At 66.8% G+C, this 15,378-nt stretch carries 14 protein-coding genes; 3 read left to right on the forward strand and 11 right to left on the reverse strand.

Annotated elements, in window-relative coordinates:
- Positions 1-5: 5 nt before the first annotated feature.
- The 7 genes from GYM46_RS09990 to GYM46_RS10020 form a co-directional block, all read right to left on the reverse strand.
- Positions 6-800 (reverse strand): enoyl-ACP reductase FabI, encoded by a 795-nt coding sequence (locus GYM46_RS09990; RefSeq protein WP_164952750.1) that lies wholly within the window; start codon positions 798-800, stop codon positions 6-8.
- Between the two features lie 259 nt (positions 801-1,059).
- Positions 1,060-1,938: a UTP--glucose-1-phosphate uridylyltransferase GalU gene (galU, locus tag GYM46_RS09995; RefSeq protein ID WP_008259420.1), complete on the reverse strand. Its 879-nt coding sequence runs from the start codon at positions 1,936-1,938 to the stop codon at positions 1,060-1,062.
- Between the two features lie 82 nt (positions 1,939-2,020).
- Entirely contained in the window at positions 2,021-3,088 is a 1,068-nt protein-coding gene (locus GYM46_RS10000; RefSeq protein ID WP_008263044.1) for a substrate-binding domain-containing protein, read from the reverse strand.
- An 88-nt stretch (positions 3,089-3,176) separates the two neighbouring features.
- Positions 3,177-4,067 (reverse strand): phosphonate ABC transporter, permease protein PhnE, encoded by an 891-nt coding sequence (phnE, locus tag GYM46_RS10005; protein ID WP_008258633.1) that lies wholly within the window; start codon positions 4,065-4,067, stop codon positions 3,177-3,179.
- A complete protein-coding gene (gene phnD, locus GYM46_RS10010; RefSeq protein ID WP_008259855.1) occupies positions 4,064-5,092 on the reverse strand; it encodes a phosphate/phosphite/phosphonate ABC transporter substrate-binding protein in 1,029 nt (342 codons plus the stop codon). Before phnD ends, phnE begins: the two co-directional genes overlap by 4 nt.
- The gene (phnC, locus tag GYM46_RS10015) at positions 5,089-5,898 is read right to left on the reverse strand and encodes a phosphonate ABC transporter ATP-binding protein (RefSeq protein ID WP_008264302.1); all 810 of its coding nucleotides are present in this window, start codon (positions 5,896-5,898) and stop codon (positions 5,089-5,091) included. Before phnC ends, phnD begins: the two co-directional genes overlap by 4 nt.
- Positions 5,899-6,004: 106 nt before the next feature.
- Positions 6,005-7,234, reverse strand: coding sequence for a DUF2254 domain-containing protein (locus GYM46_RS10020; protein ID WP_008260503.1), 1,230 nt, complete (start codon positions 7,232-7,234; stop codon positions 6,005-6,007).
- Positions 7,235-7,466: 232 nt separating this feature from the next.
- Here GYM46_RS10020 and GYM46_RS10025 point away from each other — a divergent pair, with 232 nt between their 5' ends.
- Genes GYM46_RS10025 through GYM46_RS10035 form a run of 3 tightly spaced genes read left to right on the forward strand, consistent with a single transcriptional unit; the run spans position 7,467 to position 10,228 of the window.
- Positions 7,467-8,732, forward strand: a complete 1,266-nt coding sequence (locus GYM46_RS10025; RefSeq protein WP_035307304.1) for a type III PLP-dependent enzyme — start codon at positions 7,467-7,469, stop codon at positions 8,730-8,732.
- Positions 8,733-8,768: 36 nt separating this feature from the next.
- Positions 8,769-9,143, forward strand: a complete 375-nt coding sequence (locus GYM46_RS10030) for a four helix bundle protein (RefSeq protein WP_035307302.1) — start codon at positions 8,769-8,771, stop codon at positions 9,141-9,143.
- Between the two features lie 41 nt (positions 9,144-9,184).
- Positions 9,185-10,228: a 1,9-bis(guanidino)-5-aza-nonane synthase gene (locus GYM46_RS10035; RefSeq protein ID WP_008259915.1), complete on the forward strand. Its 1,044-nt coding sequence runs from the start codon at positions 9,185-9,187 to the stop codon at positions 10,226-10,228.
- Positions 10,229-10,439: 211 nt separating this feature from the next.
- Here GYM46_RS10035 and GYM46_RS10040 read toward each other — a convergent pair whose 3' ends face one another.
- The 4 genes from GYM46_RS10040 to GYM46_RS10055 form a co-directional block, all read right to left on the reverse strand.
- The gene (locus GYM46_RS10040; RefSeq protein ID WP_008263613.1) at positions 10,440-11,585 is read right to left on the reverse strand and encodes a CobW family GTP-binding protein; all 1,146 of its coding nucleotides are present in this window, start codon (positions 11,583-11,585) and stop codon (positions 10,440-10,442) included.
- A 42-nt stretch (positions 11,586-11,627) separates the two neighbouring features.
- Positions 11,628-11,852, reverse strand: a complete 225-nt coding sequence (locus tag GYM46_RS10045) for an alkylphosphonate utilization protein (protein ID WP_008263608.1) — start codon at positions 11,850-11,852, stop codon at positions 11,628-11,630.
- 201 nt (positions 11,853-12,053) lie between these two features.
- Positions 12,054-14,099 (reverse strand): NAD(+) synthase, encoded by a 2,046-nt coding sequence (locus GYM46_RS10050; RefSeq protein WP_008258779.1) that lies wholly within the window; start codon positions 14,097-14,099, stop codon positions 12,054-12,056.
- A 103-nt stretch (positions 14,100-14,202) separates the two neighbouring features.
- Complete coding sequence (locus GYM46_RS10055) at positions 14,203-15,255, reverse strand: sensor histidine kinase (RefSeq protein ID WP_008262843.1); 1,053 nt, start codon at positions 15,253-15,255, stop codon at positions 14,203-14,205.
- Positions 15,256-15,378 lie beyond the last annotated feature (123 nt).

The following is a 15,378-nucleotide window of genomic DNA, read 5'->3' on the forward strand; positions in this document are numbered from 1 at the left end:
CGCCCCTATTCCTCGTCGCCGGCCAGACCCATCATGTGGAAGCCGGCGTCGACGTGGACGACTTCGCCCGTGGTCGACAGGCCCAGGTCCGAGCACAGCCACAGGGCCGCCCCGGCGACGCCTTCCATCGAGGTGTCTTCCTTCATGGCCGACATGGCGCGGCCCTGGCTGATCATGCCGCGGCCGCCCGAGATGCCGGCCAGCGACAGGGTGCGCATGGCGCCGGCCGAGATGGCGTTGACGCGGATGCCCTTGGGCCCCAGGTCACGGGCGATATAGCGCGTCGCCGCCTCCAGCGCCGCCTTGGCCACGCCCATGGTGTTGTAGTTTGGGATGGCCCGTTCCGAGCCGAGGTAGGTCATGGTGATCATCGACCCGCCGTTCGGCATCAGTTTCGACGCGCGCTTGGCCACGTCCACGAAGCTGAAGGCCGAGATGTTCATGGCCAGCAGGAAGCTGTCGCGGCTGGTGTTCTCGACGAACGACCCCTTCAGCTCGTCCTTGTTGGCGAAGGCGACCGAGTGGACGACGAAGTCGATCGTGCCGAACTCCTTTTCCAGCTCGGCGAAGGCGGCGTCCATCGAGGCGTCGTCGGTGACGTCGGCCTGGATCAGCAGCCTGGCGCCCACGCTCTCGGCCAGCGGCCGCACCCGACGCTCAAGCCCCTCGCCCAGATAGGTGAAGGCCAGTTCCGCCCCCTGGGCCGCCAGTTGCGAGGCGATGCCCCAGGCGATCGAATTGGCGTTCGCCACCCCCATGATCAGGCCCTTCTTGCCCTTCATGAGTTCGCCGGTCGGCATGTTCCAGCCTTCGGAAGCGGCCATGATACGTCTCCTGATGATTTGCGCGGAGGGTTAGCAGGCGCAGGCCACGGGCTCAACGTCTTCTCCCTCCCCCTGCGGGGGAGGGGGGCGAAGGCGGAGCCGAAGCCGGGTGGGAAGGGCCGCGCGACCCGTCCCCGACATTAGAAGATCTGAGCGGCGTCGCCTTGCCGCCCCCGCCCCGTCGCTGACGCGACGCCCCTCCCCCGCAGGGGGGAAGGAGATCGTCGGTCTGTGCTTAAAGCAGGGCCGCAATCGCCGCCCGCGCCGCCTCGCCCAGGTCGGGACGTTTCAGGGCCAGGGCCACATTGGCGCGCAGCAGGCCGATCTTGTCGCCGCAGTCGTGGGTGACGCCCGCGTATTCGACGGCGGTGAAGGCCTGGCGCTCCATCAGGCGGGCCATGGCGTCGGTCAGCTGGATCTCGCCCCCGGCGCCCTTCTCCTGGGTCGCCAGCAGGTCGAAGATCTCCGGCTGAAGGATGTAGCGACCCGAGATCGACAGATTGGACGGCGCCGTGCCGGGGGCGGGCTTCTCGACCATCCCCTTCATCTCGATCCGGTTGCCCTGACGGCCGACCGGATCGACGATGCCGTATTTGTGGGCCTGTTCGACGTCGACGGATTCCACGCCGATGATATTGCCGCCGGTCTCGGCATAGACCTCGGCCAGCTGTTTCAGGGCGCCGGGCTGCGAATCGACGATGACGTCGGGCAGGATGACGGCGAAGGGTTCGTCGCCGATGATGTCGCGGGCGCACCAGACGGCGTGTCCCAGCCCCTTGGGCTGCATCTGGCGGGTGAAGCTCATCTCGCCGGCCGAGGCCAGCTCGGCGTTCATCATTTCGAGGATCTCGATCTTGCCCTTGGCCAGCAGTTGGGCCTCAAGCTCGATCTGGTGATCGAAATAGTCCTCGATGGCGCCCTTGGAGCGGCCGGTGACGAAGACGATGTGTTCGATCCCGGCTTCGCGGGCTTCTTCCACGATATAGGACAGAATCGGCCGATCGACGACGTTCAGCAGTTCCTTGGGCGTGGTCTTGGTGCCGGGAAGAACGCGGGTGCCGAGGCCCGCGACGGGCAGAACGGCCTTGCGCAGACGCGCGGGCTTGGTGGTCATCAATGAATCCTGACAGCTATCCCGCCCCTCTTAGCCGGTGCGGACCGGCGAAAGAAGGGGCAGGACGGCCGTCGGTTCCGCCCTACTTGGCGGGCCGCTGCATCGGGGTCATGGCCGATGCGGTCGCGCGCTGGGCGACCAGTTGGTCTTCGGGCAGCGGGATCAGGCCGCGGTCGGCCAGATAGCCGCCCTTGCCTGCGGCGCCTTCCGAGAGGAATTCCTGAATATACTGCTGCAGGCCGGGGATCACGCCGATATGGGCCTTCTTCACATAGATGAAGAGGCTGCGCGACAGCGGGTATTCGCCACTGGCGATGGTGTCGGCGTTGGGGGTGACGCCGTCGATGGTCTCGGCCTTCACCGTGTCCAGGTTCTGTTCCAGGAAGGAATAGCCGAACACGCCCAGCGAGCCGGGGGTGCGGGTCAGGGTCTGGACGATGGCGTTGTCATTCTCGCCCGAGTCGATCCAGGCGCCGTCTTCGCGCAGGGTGTGGGCCAGGGCCTCGAACCGGTCCTTGTCGGCCTTTTCCACGGCGGCGGCGGCGGGCACCAGCTTGGCGCCCGGCGTCATGCCCAGCTCCAGGAAGGCGTCGCGCGTGCCCGAGGTGGGCGGCGGGCCATAGACCTGGATCCGCTGGTTCGGCAGGCCCTTGTTGACCTCGTTCCAGGTCTTGGCCGGGTTGGCGACGAACTGGCCGTCGGGGCCGGGCACTTCCTTGGCCAGGCCTTCGTACAGGTCGTTCAGTTCGAAGTTGAAGCCGTTGCCGTTGCGGGCCGTGGCGACGACGATGCCGTCAAAGCCGATCTTGATCTCGACGATGTCGGTGACGCCGTTCTTCTGGCACAGGTCGAACTCCGACGCCTTCATCGGACGCGAGGCGTTGGCGATGTCCGGGGTGTTCGGGCCGACGCCCTGGCAGAAGGCCTGGATGCCGCCGCCGGTGCCCAGGGATTCGACGCGGGGCGCGGCGCCGCCAGCGGTGCGGGCGAAATTCTCGGCCACGCGGGTGGCGAAGGGGAAGACGGTCGACGAACCGGCCGACCAGATGCCCGAACGGGCGCTGGAGCCGCCGCCGGAACCGCCGTCGCCGCAGGCCGCCAGGGCCAGAAGGGCGGCGGCCGCCGTCGCCAGTTTCAGTGTGCGGATCATTTGAAGATCTCCCTGAGCATCGATTTCACGACGGTTAGACCAGACGAGTGTGACTGTTTTTCCTGCGTCCCGGGCACGGCGCCCACCGTTACAGCAGGCGTTTGCGCATGACCTGGGACAGGGTGTCGATCAGGGTCACGGCGACCACGATGACGATGGCGATGGCGGCGACCCGGCTGTAGTCGAAGGCCTGGATGCTCTCGAACAGGGTCTGGCCGATGCCGCCGGCCCCGATCAGGCCCAGCACAGTAGCCGCGCGGCTGTTGGATTCGAACCGATACAGGGCGAACGAGGTCCACAGCGGCGCCACCTGGGGGAAGACGCCCCAGACGATCTCGTGCAGCTTGCCGGCGCCGGTGGCGCGCACGCCCTCGACCGGCCCCTTGTCGATCGACTCGACCGCCTCGGAGAACAGCTTGGCCAGCACCCCGCCGGTGTTCAGCGCCAGGGCCAGCACCCCCGCCAGCGGACCCAGGCCCACGGCGACGATGAACAGGGTGGCGATGACCAGGTCGGGGATCGACCGCAGCAGGTCCATGAACCGGCGCACGATGAAGACCATCCAGCCGGGCGCGATGTTGCGCGACGCCATCAGGCTGAGGGGCAGGGCGATGAAGACGGCCAGGAAGGTGCCCCACAGGGCGATCTGCACCGTCAGCCACATCTGGCCCGCCAGACTGGTCGTCGGCTGGGTGAAGACATGGGTGAACGACGTCCAGAAGTCTCCCGGCGGGAAGATGGCCCCCCAGTCGGGCCGCAGCAGGTCGGCGCCATAGGTGGAGATGTTCGACGAGCCCGAGAACAGCCGGCCGAAATTCTGCATGTCCACCTTGCCGAAACTGGCGATCAGGATGATCGCCAGACCGCCCCACAGCATCAGGTCGAACAGGGTGGCCGACAGCGACTTGGTCGGCGCCGAGGGAATGGCGGTCGGGGCGACGCCGCCCTTGGCCGCCATGTCGAGGCTGGCTTCGGTCAAGGCTGGACCTCACGCTTGGCGCGCAGGGCGGCCAGGTCGCGTTCGGCGGCGGCGACGCCGGCCTGGTCGTTCTTGGCCCTGGCCTCGCTCAGCTTCTGGTCGGCGACCATCTCGCGCACCGGGTCCAGGTAGGAATCGTCGGCGGCGCGGAACATTGAATAGTTCAGGCCCGCCAGCACCTGACGCTGGCGCTCGGCCTCGGGGCCCTGGCCCTGGCCGTAGGTCAGGAAGAAGCTGCGCAGCTTCTCCTTCAGCGCCGGATCCAGATCCTCGCGGATGACGATGCCGGATTCCGGGATCGGCGGCGACACCCAGATGTCCTCGATCTGCGACGCCAGCTGCGGGTTCTCGCGGCGCATGAAGACGGTGTTGACCGAGTTGGAGGTGGCGACGTCCACCACGCCGGTCGCGACGGCGAAGGCGTTGGCCTGGTGGCTGGCCGAGCGCACGGTCTTGAAGCACTGGGCCGGCACGATGCCGCGGGGATTGAACAGGAAGGTCAGCGGGGCGAGCGTGCCCGAGGTCGACTGGGCGTCGCCGATGCCGAAATCATACTGCTTGCCGCAGGCCAGCACCTTGTCCAGCGTGACGCCCGAGCCTTTGCGCACGATCAGGGTCGAGGTGTAGCTGTCGCGACCCTCGGGATCGACGATGCGGGCGATGACCTCGCCCTGGGCGCGGTCGACGGCTTCCAGGGCCGGCTTGGCCGAGAACCAGGCTACCTGGGTCTGGTTGAACCGCATGGCCTCGATCAGGACATTGTAGTTGCCCGCGAAGAAGGGCTTCACCGGCACGCCGACGGCCTTGGACATGTCGTCCAGCAGCGGCTGCCACAGCGGGCCCGAAGAGGCCTGGCCCTCGGCCGACAGGATGGAGAAGGTCAGTTCCGACGGCATGGTCCCGGCCGCCGGCTTCTCGTCGCCCCCGCCGCACGAGGCGAGGCCCAGGATCATTGCGGCGCCCAGGGCGGCGACGCCGGCCTTCGCTACGAAGCGACGCGCCAAAGAAGCTTGAAACGGGCTCATGCCTTGGTCTCCCAGAACGCGTCCTCGAATTCAGGACCATAGATATCGATCAGGCGCTGTTGATCCAGGCCCGTGGCGGGACCGTCATAGACGATCTTGCCGCCCTGCAGCGCGATGACGCGGTCGCAGTAGCGGATGGCGTAGTCGACCTGGTGCAGGGTGACGATCACCCCCATGCCGTCGCGGCGATTCAACTCGACCAGCAGCTCCATGACCTTGCGGGCGGACACGGGGTCCAGCGAGGCGACGGGTTCGTCGGCCAGGATGGCCTTGGCGCCCTGCACGATGGCGCGGGCGATGGCGCCCCGCTGCTGCTGGCCGCCCGACAGGGTGTTGGCGCGCTGCCCGGCGTAGTCGCTGACCCCGACCCGGTGCAGGGCCGCCATGGCGCGATCCTTGTCGGCCTGGGGCCACAGGCCCAGCAGGCCCTGCCAGGCCGGCAGACGCCCCAGGGCGCCCAGCATGACATTGGAGAACAGGCTCAGCCGCCCGACCAGATTGAACTGCTGGAAGATCATGCCCAGCTTGCCGCGCGCCTGGCGCACGGCGCCGGTGACGCGCCCGTCCTTCTGGACGGTTTCACCAAAGACGCTGATCGTCCCCTTGCCGGGATCGATGGACTGCAGGCCGGTGATGGAGCGCAGCAGGGTGGACTTGCCCGATCCCGACGGGCCGATCAGGGCGACCATCTCGCCCGAGGCCACGGAGATCGAGACGCCGTCCAGCGCCTTTCGCGATCCGAAGGTCTTCGACACGTCACGCGCCAGGACAAGCCCGGGGGCGACGGCGGCTGCGGATGAGGTCATGAACTCGCTGGGAGGCTGTGGCGAACGGGCGCCGCATGACGCGACAAAGGCTTCTGGGCAAGTCTTAATCGCACGGCAGGCGCAATCTCGTCCAGACCCGACCCGTTCAACCGGCCTCGGCCGCCGCCTCGACCCGTGCGACATCGGCGGCGATCGGCAGGGCGACGCGCGATCTGTCCAGCGCCTCGCGGGCCAGAACCTCCACCGCCCCGGCCAGGGCCGGCGTCGTCGCCAGAGTCTTCAGGCCCTTCTGAAGCCGCACGGCGACGGCGACGTCTCCGGCCCCGTAACGGGCCACCGGTCCGAAAACATCGTCAAGCAGGTCCGCGTCGGCGATTCCCGGCACGAACAGCCGGTCGCGATGCGGGGGCTGTTTTTCCGGACTGGCGTCGGCCGTCCAGACGTCCAGCAGGCGGACGCCCGCGCCGATGATCTGGATCGCCGTTCCGGGATCGTTGACGCCGGGAGACAGGGCCTTGGCGGCGATCTCCCCCAGCACGATCAGGCCGAAACGCGGATCCTGATCATAGGACCGGGAATCGCCCAGGGCGAAGGCCGAGCAGAAGTCGGCCTGCGCCGTGTCGTCGCAGGCGGTCAGGCTGATGCGCGCCAGCACCCCGCCGCGCCGCACGAAGGCGCCCGGCGCAGCCACGACCTCGACCTGACAGTCGCGCGCCTCGGCCAGGGTCTGAAGCCGGTCGGGATCGACGTTCTGGACATAGCCGGTGGCGGGGGCGACGACGACGGCGCCGTTTTCCAGGCCGCCCGCCCGGCCGCCCAGTCGCGGCAGGTCACGGCGCTGTTCCAGCGCATCCCGCGCATAGGACTCGACCAGCTCGATCATGTGCCCGACCCGCGCCAGGCTGGACAGGCGGTTGATCCAGGCCAGCAGGCGAAACGCCACCAGCCCGACCATGGCAAGGCTGAACAGGAACAGGATCGCCCGGCCGTTCTGGCCGTAGTAATGGGCGTTGATCGCCGTCACCGACACGATGGCGTACAGGAAGGCGCCGACGAAGGTCGCCAGCGACTTCTGGGTTTCCTCGTCGCTGGTCACCAGGGCCGCGACCCTGGGGCTGGCGGCGGACGACACCGACGTATAGGCCGTCACCATGGCCCCGACCGAGAAGGTCGCGACGCCCAGCAGGCTGGACGCCAGTATGGTCAGGATGGATTCGACCGATTCTCCGCCCAGGCGCTCGGCCATGTCCCGGGGCACCCAGGGCGACAGGGCCGCCGCCAGCAGCGAGGCCGCCAGGCCGAAGACGGCGTAGGCGGTCGCCCGCACCCACAGTTGGCGCCGCGTCTTGCGCCACAGGAACAGCCATCGATTCATTCACGCCTCCCGTTCATCAACGGCGTGAAAAGGCCAAGGTTGCGCCCCTGGGGGGCTGTGACACTGTCGCGGGGGATTTGTGACAGTCCAAACCCAGGCCCCGCCACGAAAAAACCCCTTTACATGACAGTCCGATGCCCTCATATCGCGGCTTCCGGCGGACCCCGTGGTCTAACCGTTAAGCGCTGCTAACGCCGGTCTGGGTTTCACAATTAGCAGGGGGTTACGTGAATTGCGCACGTATCAGCTTCCCCTGGACCTGGTCCGTGAGCGGTCCCCTGAACGTCCCGTCGCCCTCGTGCGACCGCGTTCGGTATCCGTAGCGGCGCTTTGGTTCCAGGATAATCTAAAAGCCGACGTCTTCTATGCCGTGAAGGCGAATCCGTCGCGTTGGGTCATCGAGACCCTGATCGAGGCCGGGGTTCGCGGCTTCGACGTGGCGTCCATCGCCGAGATCGAACTGGTGCGTTCGGTCAGCCATGACGTTCGCCTGGCCTTCATGCATCCGGTCAAGAGCCGGTCTGCGATCACCAAGGCCTATTTCGAACACGGCGTTCGCACCTTCTCGCTCGACTGCGTGGATGAGCTGAACAAGATCCTCGACGCCACCGGCGGCGCGGACGACCTGAACCTGATCGTGCGCATGGCGGTTTCGGCCGACGGCGCCGCCTATACCCTGTCGGGCAAGTTCGGCGTTCCCGCCGACCAGGCCCCCGCCTTGCTGCTGGCCACGCGCCAGGCGGTCAAGGACGGGCTGATGGGCGTCAGCTTCCATGTCGGCAGCCAGTGCATGCGCCCGACCGCCTATCAGGCGGCCATGGCCCAGGTCGGCCGTTCGATCAGCCGTGCGGGCGTCATCGTGGACATCGTCGATGTCGGCGGCGGCTTCCCTTCGGTCTATCCCGGCATGGTTCCGCCGGACATGAGCGAATACGCCGACGCCATCCATCGCGGCTTCAACGAGATGCCGGTGTCGGAAACGACCGAGCTGTGGTGCGAGCCCGGCCGGGCCATCGTCGCCGAATCCTCGTCGATCCTGGCCCGTGTGGACCTGCGCAAGGGCGACGCCCTGTATCTGAACGACGGCTCCTACGGCTCGCTGTTCGACGCGACCCACTCGCGCTGGCCCTTCCCGACCAAACTGGTCCGGGACGGCGAGGCTGCGTCCGAGCTGAAGGCGTTCCAGTTCTATGGTCCGACCTGCGACTCGATCGACCATATGCCGGGTCCGTTCTGGCTTCCGGCCGACATCCGCGAAGGCGATTTCATCGAAATCGGCATGCTCGGCGCCTATGGCGTCGCCATGTCGACCGGCTTCAACGGCTATGGCGAACACGACATCGCCATCGTCGAAGACGCCCCGATGGCCTCGCTCTACGGCCTGGCGCCGCGTTCCATCCCCACCGTGCGCACCACGGCCGAGGAGAACGCCCGCAAGGTCGTGCGTCTGTCACGTCCGAAAGGTAAGGCCGGTCAGAGGAAGAAGTCGCGACGCTGATCGTGAGAGGTGAATCGTGAGTCGTGATTGTCAGCCATGACCGACTTGCGAACTCACCGCGATCTAGACGTCTGGAAGCTCTCGGTTGATTGGGTTGAAGCCGTTTATCGTTGCTCGGTCTCCTGGCCGTCTGACGAGCGGTTTGGCCTGATCAGTCAAGTTCGTCGTTCAGCCGTCAGCGTGGCCGCCAATATCGCGGAGGGCGCAGGCCGAAACGGAACGGGTGAGTTCTTCCACTTCCTCGGCGTCGCGCGCGGGTCGCTCGCGGAGGTCGAAACCCATCTCCTCATCGGCGCGCGTCTCGGCTATCTAACGACTGACAATCTCCAGCCTTTGCTTGCCGACATGGAGCGGATCGGGCGTATGCTCTCCGCCCTTTCGACGCGACTGAAGCAACGGCGGCACGACTGACCGCACTTCACCATTCACGCCTCACGATTCACGAGTCACCCATGACTGCCAACACCAAGGCCCAGCTGCTGCAGAACGTCGTCGAGCATGTCGACATCACCAGCTTCGACGCGCGCCCGATCATCGACTCGATGCGCAAGATGTCGTTCTCGAGCCGCGACACCGCCCGCGCCGCCGACATCTTCTCCATGGCCATCGAGGACAAGGACTGCTCGCCGTGGCTGATCCTGGCCGGCTCGACCTCGGCCGGCGGCTGCATGCACGTGTACCGCGACATGGTGAAGTTCGGCATGGTGGACGCGGTCGTCGCCACCGGCGCCTCGATCGTCGACATGGATTTCTTCGAGGCCCTGGGCTTCAAACACTATCAGGCCGCCGGCGAGGTGGACGACAACGTCCTGCGCGAGAACTACGTCGATCGGATCTACGACACCTATATCGACGAGGAAGAGCTCCAGGCCTGCGACCACACCATCCTGGAGATCGCCAACCGGCTGGAGCCGCGCGGCTATTCCAGCCGCGAGTTCATCTGGGAAATGGGCAAGTGGCTGAGCGAGGGCAACGCCAAGAAGCCCGGCTCGCTGATCCAGACCGCCTATGAAGAAGGCGTGCCGATCTTCTGCCCGGCCTTCGTCGACTCATCGGCCGGCTTCGGCCTGGTCAAGCACCAGAAGGAACGCGCCGCGGCCGGTCTGCCCTATCTGATGCTGGACGCCATCGCCGACTTCCGCGAACTGACAGACATCAAGATCGCCGCCGGCGTCACCGGCCTGTTCATGGTCGGCGGCGGCGTGCCCAAGAATTTCGCCCAGGACACCGTCGTCTGCGCCGAAATCCTCGGCGTCGAGGCCGAGATGCACCGTTATGCGGTCCAGATCACCGTCGCCGACGTCCGCGACGGCGCCTGTTCCTCCTCGACGCTGAAAGAGGCCGCCTCCTGGGGCAAGGTCCAGACCACCCACGAGCAGATGGTCTTCGCCGAAGCCACCACCGTCGTCCCCCTGATCGGCTCCGACGCCTACCACCGCGGCGCCTGGAAGGCCCGCGACAAGCGCCGTTGGAACAAGCTGTTCGAGAAGGGCTGAGCCGAACCGGCTGCCTGATAGAAAGGCCGGCGGAGCGATCCGCCGGCCTTTTTCTTACCCTCTCCCGCTTGCGGGAGAGGTGGCCCGTCGTTCGCGCAGCGAACCAGGGTCGGAGAGGGAAGTCTTCGTTCAGAAGAGACTTCCCCCATCGTCAGGCGTGTCGCTACGCGCCACGACCTGACACTTCCCCCGCAAGCGGGGGAAGGTCGTTCTAGGCCGCGCAACCCTCGAACCCGGCCCGCAGCGCGGCCTCGTCCAGTTCGCGGCCGATGAAGACGGCGCGGCTCCAGCGGCGTTCGTTCTCGCCCCATTCGCGCTGCAGATCGCCCTCCAGGATCATGTGGACGGCCTGGAAGACCAGACGGCGGTTCTCGCCCTGGACGTCGATGATGCCCTTGGCGCGCAGGATGTTCTGACCCTGCTCGCCCAGCAGCCGGTCCAGCCAGGCGGTGAACTTGGCGCCGTCCAGCGGACGGTCCAGCGACAGGGAGATGCCCTTGATGTCGTCCTGGTGGGCGTGACCCCTCGCGCCATGGGAATGCGCGTCGTGGGAATGGTCGCCGTGCGAATGATCATGCCCGTGGTCGTGGTCATGATGGTGGTGGTCGTGGCCGCAGTGCTCGTCGTGCACATGGCCGTCCGCGCCGTGCGGCGGGTTGGCGAAATCGGGCTGGACCTCCAGAATCCGCTCCAGATCGAAGGCGCCCAGGCCCAGCACCTGGTCCAGCGGCACGTTCGACCGTTCGGCGCGCACGATGGGCGCCAGCGGGTTCAGCGCCCGCAGCCGGGCCTCGACCGCGTCCAGCTCTTCCGGGGTCGCCAGATCGACCTTGTTCAGGATGATCCGGTCGGCGAAGGCCACCTGTTCGCGGGCCTCTTTTGAATCGTCCAGACGCGCCATCACGTGCTTGGCGTCGACCAGGGTGGTGACGCTGTCCAGCTGGGTCTTGGCCTTGACGTCCTCGTCGACGAAGAAGGTCTGGGCCACCGGCCCGGGATCGGCCAGGCCCGTGGTCTCGACGATAATGGCGTCGAAGGCCGGCTTGCCGGGACGCTGGCGCTTCATCAGGCCGGCGACCACGCGGATCAGGTCGCCGCGCACCGTGCAGCAGACGCAGCCGTTGTTCATCTCGAACACGTCCTCGTCGGCGCCGACCACCAGGTCGTTGTCGATGCCGATCTCGCCGAACTCGTTGACGATGACGGCGTAGCGTTTGCCGTGATCCTCGGTCAGGATCCGGTTCAGCAGCGTGGTCTTGCCCGCGCCGAGATAGCCGGTCAGGACGGTGACGGGGATCTTGCCGCCAGAATTCTGGGGTGCGGCGGTCGAAACGGGGGCGTCGAGGGTGTCGGTCATAGGCCGCTAGATGGCGGCTGCATCGCCCGATGAAAAGGGGGCTTAGGCCTTCTTCACGAACTCGACGCGCAGGACCAGGCCGCGCACCTTGTCGACATTGGCCTCGATCTCGTCGGTGTCGCCGGTCAGACGGATGTTCTTGACCAGGGTCCCGCGCTTCAGCGTCACGCCGCCCGAGCCCTTGACCTTCAGATCCTTGATCAGGGTCACGCTGTCGCCGTCGGCCAGGATGTTGCCGTTTGAGTCTTTGGTCACGTCTTCGGTCATGGCGAAGCTTCTAGCGGCGTGGACCCCATGCGTCACGCAATATCCGCGTTTCGAATGTGGATATGAGCGATTTCGCGGGTTCAAGTAGCGCGAAGCGCGATAGCTCGAATTCGCGGGTTCAAGTAGCGCGAAGCGCGATAGCTCGAATTCGCGGGCTCAAGTAGCGCGAAGCGCGATAGCCCGAACAAGGAACCGACGCCGTCAGGCGTCCGGCACGTTGGCGTCCAGTTCGTCCAGCCACACCCGAGCATTGCCGTCCGACGGGGCGCGCCAGTCGCCGCGCGGGGACAGGGAGCCGCCGGTCACCACCTTCGGCCCGTTCGGCAGGGCCGAGCGTTTGAACTGGGCGGTCTGGAAGAAGCGGATCAGGAATTTCCGCAGCCAGGCCTTGATGGTCGCCAGGTCGTACTCGACCCGCTCGTTCTCCGGCGTGTTGGCCGGCCAATGTCCGGCGCCGGCGTCGCTCCAGGCCTGGTGCGCCAGGAAGGCGACCTTGGACGGCTTCAGGCCGAAGCGGCTGATGTAGAACAGGAAGAAGTCGTTCAGCGCATAGGGGCCGACCGTGCCCTCGGTGGACTGGATCACGCCGTCCTTGGCCGGCACCAGTTCGGGCGAAATCTCGGTGTTCAGGATGGCGTGCAGGGTCGGGCTCGCCTCGGCCCCGACCAGTTCGCGGTCGGCCACCCAGCGGATCAGGTGGCGGATCAGGGTCTTCGCCACCCCGCCGTTGACGTTGTAGTGGCTCATATGGTCGCCGACGCCATAGGTGGCCCAGCCCAGGGCCAGTTCCGACAGGTCGCCGGTGCCCAGGACGAAGGCCCGGTTCTGGTTGGCCAGGCGGAACAGATAATCGGTCCGCAGCCCCGCCTGGACGTTCTCGAAGGTGATGTCGTGGACCGGTTCGCCCGCCGCATAGGGGTGGCCGATGTCCTTGAACATCTGTTCGGCGGCGGGGCGGATGTCGATCTCGGCCCCGGTCACGCCCAGAGCCTTCATCAGGGCCCAGGCGTTGGACTTGGTCCCGTCCGAGGTCGCAAAGCCGGGCATGGTGAAGCCCAGGATATTGGTCCGGGGCAGGTTCAGCCGGTCGAAGGCGCGGCAGGCGACCAGCAGGGCCTGGGTCGAATCCAGCCCGCCCGACACGCCGATGACCAGCCGCTCGCCATTGGTCGCCGTCATCCGGCGCATCAGGCCCTGGACCTGGATGTTGAAGGCCTCGTAGCAGTCCTGATCCAGCCGTCCGGCCTCGTCCGGCACGAAGGGGAAACGGTCCAGCGGCCGGATCAGCTCGCTCTCCACCACGTCCTCGCGCGCCATGAAGGGGACGACGGTCGCCGGTTCGCCCTCGACCCGCGCGCATTCGGAAAAGGTGCCGTTTCTCAGGCGATCCAGCCCGATCCGGTCCACGTCGACGTCGGCGAGGGTCAGGTGGTTCTCCAGGGCGAACCGCTCGCCCTCGGCCAGTTTCGACCCCAGTTCGTGGATGGTCGCCTGACCGTCCCAGGCCAGGTCGGTGGTGCTCTCGCCCCAGCCCGAGGCGGTGAAGACATAGGCCGACAGGGTGCGGGCCGAATGGCTGGCGCTCAGCATGGCGCGCTCGTCAGCCTTGCCGATGACGATGTTCGACGCTGACAGGTTCAGCAGGATGCGCGCCCCCGCCAGGGCCGCGCGGGTCGAGGGGGGCAGGGGGGCCCAATAGTCCTCGCAGATCTCGACCGCGAAGACGAAGCCGGGCCGGTTGACCGCCTCGAACACCAGGCCGGGGGCGAAGTCCACCGTCTCGCCGTTCAGACGGATCACGTCCTCGGCGCGGGCCGTCGCCGGAGCGAACCAGCGTTTCTCGTAATATTCGCGGTAGTTGGGCAGATAGGTCTTGGGCACGACGCCCAACACTTCGCCTGCGCCCATCACCACGGCGCAGTTGTACAGGGCGTCGCCGTTGCGGATCGGCGCCCCTACCACCGCCACCAGATCATGCTCGCCCGTCGCCTGGGCGATGACCGCGATCTGGCGCTCCACCTCGTCCAGCAGGGCCGCCTGCATATGCAGGTCGTCGATGGCGTAGGCCGACAGCGACAGCTCCGGAAACACCATCAGGTCCACGCCCTGATCGGCCGCCTGACGGATCAGGGCCAGGTGTTCCTCGGCGTTCGCCTTCGGGTCGCCCACATGGCTGACGGGCGTGGCCGCAGCCACCCGCACGAAGCCGTGGGTCTTGGGGGAATGGAAGGGCAGGGGCTCGGCCATGGGGTCGTCCGTTCATCCCGGCGCGCGCCGGTCGTCAGCCTTCATATAGGCCGGAATGACGACGGGAGAGAATCCCCCCGTCCGACGTCGCCTGCCGACGCGCCTAGACCGCCGGCGCGGCCGCCGTCTCTTCGTCGGTCTTGCGATGCAGCACCGAGACCTCCGTGCCGGGGGCCAGGTCCTTGACGGTGATCGTGGCGTCGAGCTGGCTGGCCAGGGCCTTGACGATGGCGGTTCCCAGGCCGGCTTCTGAATCGTCCGGGTTCTTCGGCATGCCGACGCCGTCGTCGGAAATCGTCAGATCCCAATCCTCGGACCGCGACTGGAAATCGACGCTGACCACGCCCTTCCGCCCGTTGGGGAAGGCGTGTTTCAGGGCGTTGATCACCAGTTCGGTGACGACCAGGCCAAGACTGACCGAGACCTCGGCGTCCAGGGCGCTGGCGTCGCCGCTGACCTCGATCCGCACCAGATCATGGTCGGCGATCATCGAGGCGCCGATACTGCCGCACAACTGCGCCAGATAGGGTTTCAGCGCGACCTCGCCGACCTTGTTCAGGGACAGCTGGCGCTGGACCTCGGCGACCGACATGACGCGGTTGTGCGCCTCGGTCAGATGGGCGCGGCTTTCGATCGATTCCGTCTTCCGCGCGGTCTGCAGCAGCACGCTGGCGATGATCTGCAGGCTGTTGGCGACGCGGTGCTGGACCTCCTGAAGCAGAACCTCCTTCTGCCGCACCAGGTCGTCCATCTTCTTCTGGGCCGCCTTGTCCGCCGTGACGTCCACGATGGTCAGCAAAAGGCGCACGGGCTGGACGTCGGAGAAGGCCAGGCGCTTGGCGTTCAGTTTCAGGCTGCGGGTCGCGGCGGTCCGGAACGGCATTTCCAGCTGATAGTCGGGCACGTCCGCACCGCCGGAACCGACCGCGCCCAGCAGGGAGCGCAGCCGGGGCAGGTTCCATTCCCCGCCGCCCAGGTCGAAGATCGACCGCCCGACCACCGCATCGCCGTCCAGCCCGAATTCCATCAGGAAGGATTGGCTGGCGGCGACGATGTCGAACGCCTCGTCCATCAGCAGCAGCGGTGCGCTGGACACCGAAATGACCGCCAGGGCCAGGGCGGAGCCCAGATCTTCATCTTGAGATACGGGAGCCATGAGCCTCCCTTTCCGATCCCGTCGCGACGCTCAGTGTGAGCATCAAGCCTCGGGTTCAGACGCGTCTGAGCGTCTTTCACCCCACTCTAGCATGCGGGGGCGCAACTGAGCATCGAAAGTGAC

The sequence above is a fragment of the Brevundimonas mediterranea genome (genome assembly GCF_011064825.1).
Lineage (GTDB): Bacteria > Pseudomonadota > Alphaproteobacteria > Caulobacterales > Caulobacteraceae > Brevundimonas > Brevundimonas mediterranea_A.

Excerpts from the sequence above, each read along its gene's own strand:
- phnC (WP_008264302.1), bottom strand. The coding sequence starts at position 5,898 with ATGACCTCATCCGCAGCCGCCGTCGCCCCCGGGCTTGTCCTGGCGCGT.
- GYM46_RS10055 (WP_008262843.1), bottom strand. The coding sequence starts at position 15,255 with ATGGCTCCCGTATCTCAAGATGAAGATCTGGGCTCCGCCCTGGCCCTG.
- galU (WP_008259420.1), bottom strand. The coding sequence starts at position 1,938 with ATGACCACCAAGCCCGCGCGTCTGCGCAAGGCCGTTCTGCCCGTCGCG.
- GYM46_RS10020 (WP_008260503.1), bottom strand. The coding sequence starts at position 7,234 with ATGAATCGATGGCTGTTCCTGTGGCGCAAGACGCGGCGCCAACTGTGG.
- GYM46_RS10000 (WP_008263044.1), bottom strand. The coding sequence starts at position 3,088 with ATGATCCGCACACTGAAACTGGCGACGGCGGCCGCCGCCCTTCTGGCC.
- GYM46_RS09990 (WP_164952750.1), bottom strand. The coding sequence starts at position 800 with ATGCCGACCGGCGAACTCATGAAGGGCAAGAAGGGCCTGATCATGGGG.
- GYM46_RS10030 (WP_035307302.1), top strand. The coding sequence starts at position 8,769 with ATGACCGACTTGCGAACTCACCGCGATCTAGACGTCTGGAAGCTCTCG.
- GYM46_RS10050 (WP_008258779.1), bottom strand. The coding sequence starts at position 14,099 with ATGGCCGAGCCCCTGCCCTTCCATTCCCCCAAGACCCACGGCTTCGTG.
- GYM46_RS10040 (WP_008263613.1), bottom strand. The coding sequence starts at position 11,585 with ATGACCGACACCCTCGACGCCCCCGTTTCGACCGCCGCACCCCAGAAT.
- phnD (WP_008259855.1), bottom strand. The coding sequence starts at position 5,092 with ATGAGCCCGTTTCAAGCTTCTTTGGCGCGTCGCTTCGTAGCGAAGGCC.
- GYM46_RS10035 (WP_008259915.1), top strand. The coding sequence starts at position 9,185 with ATGACTGCCAACACCAAGGCCCAGCTGCTGCAGAACGTCGTCGAGCAT.
- GYM46_RS10045 (WP_008263608.1), bottom strand. The coding sequence starts at position 11,852 with ATGACCGAAGACGTGACCAAAGACTCAAACGGCAACATCCTGGCCGAC.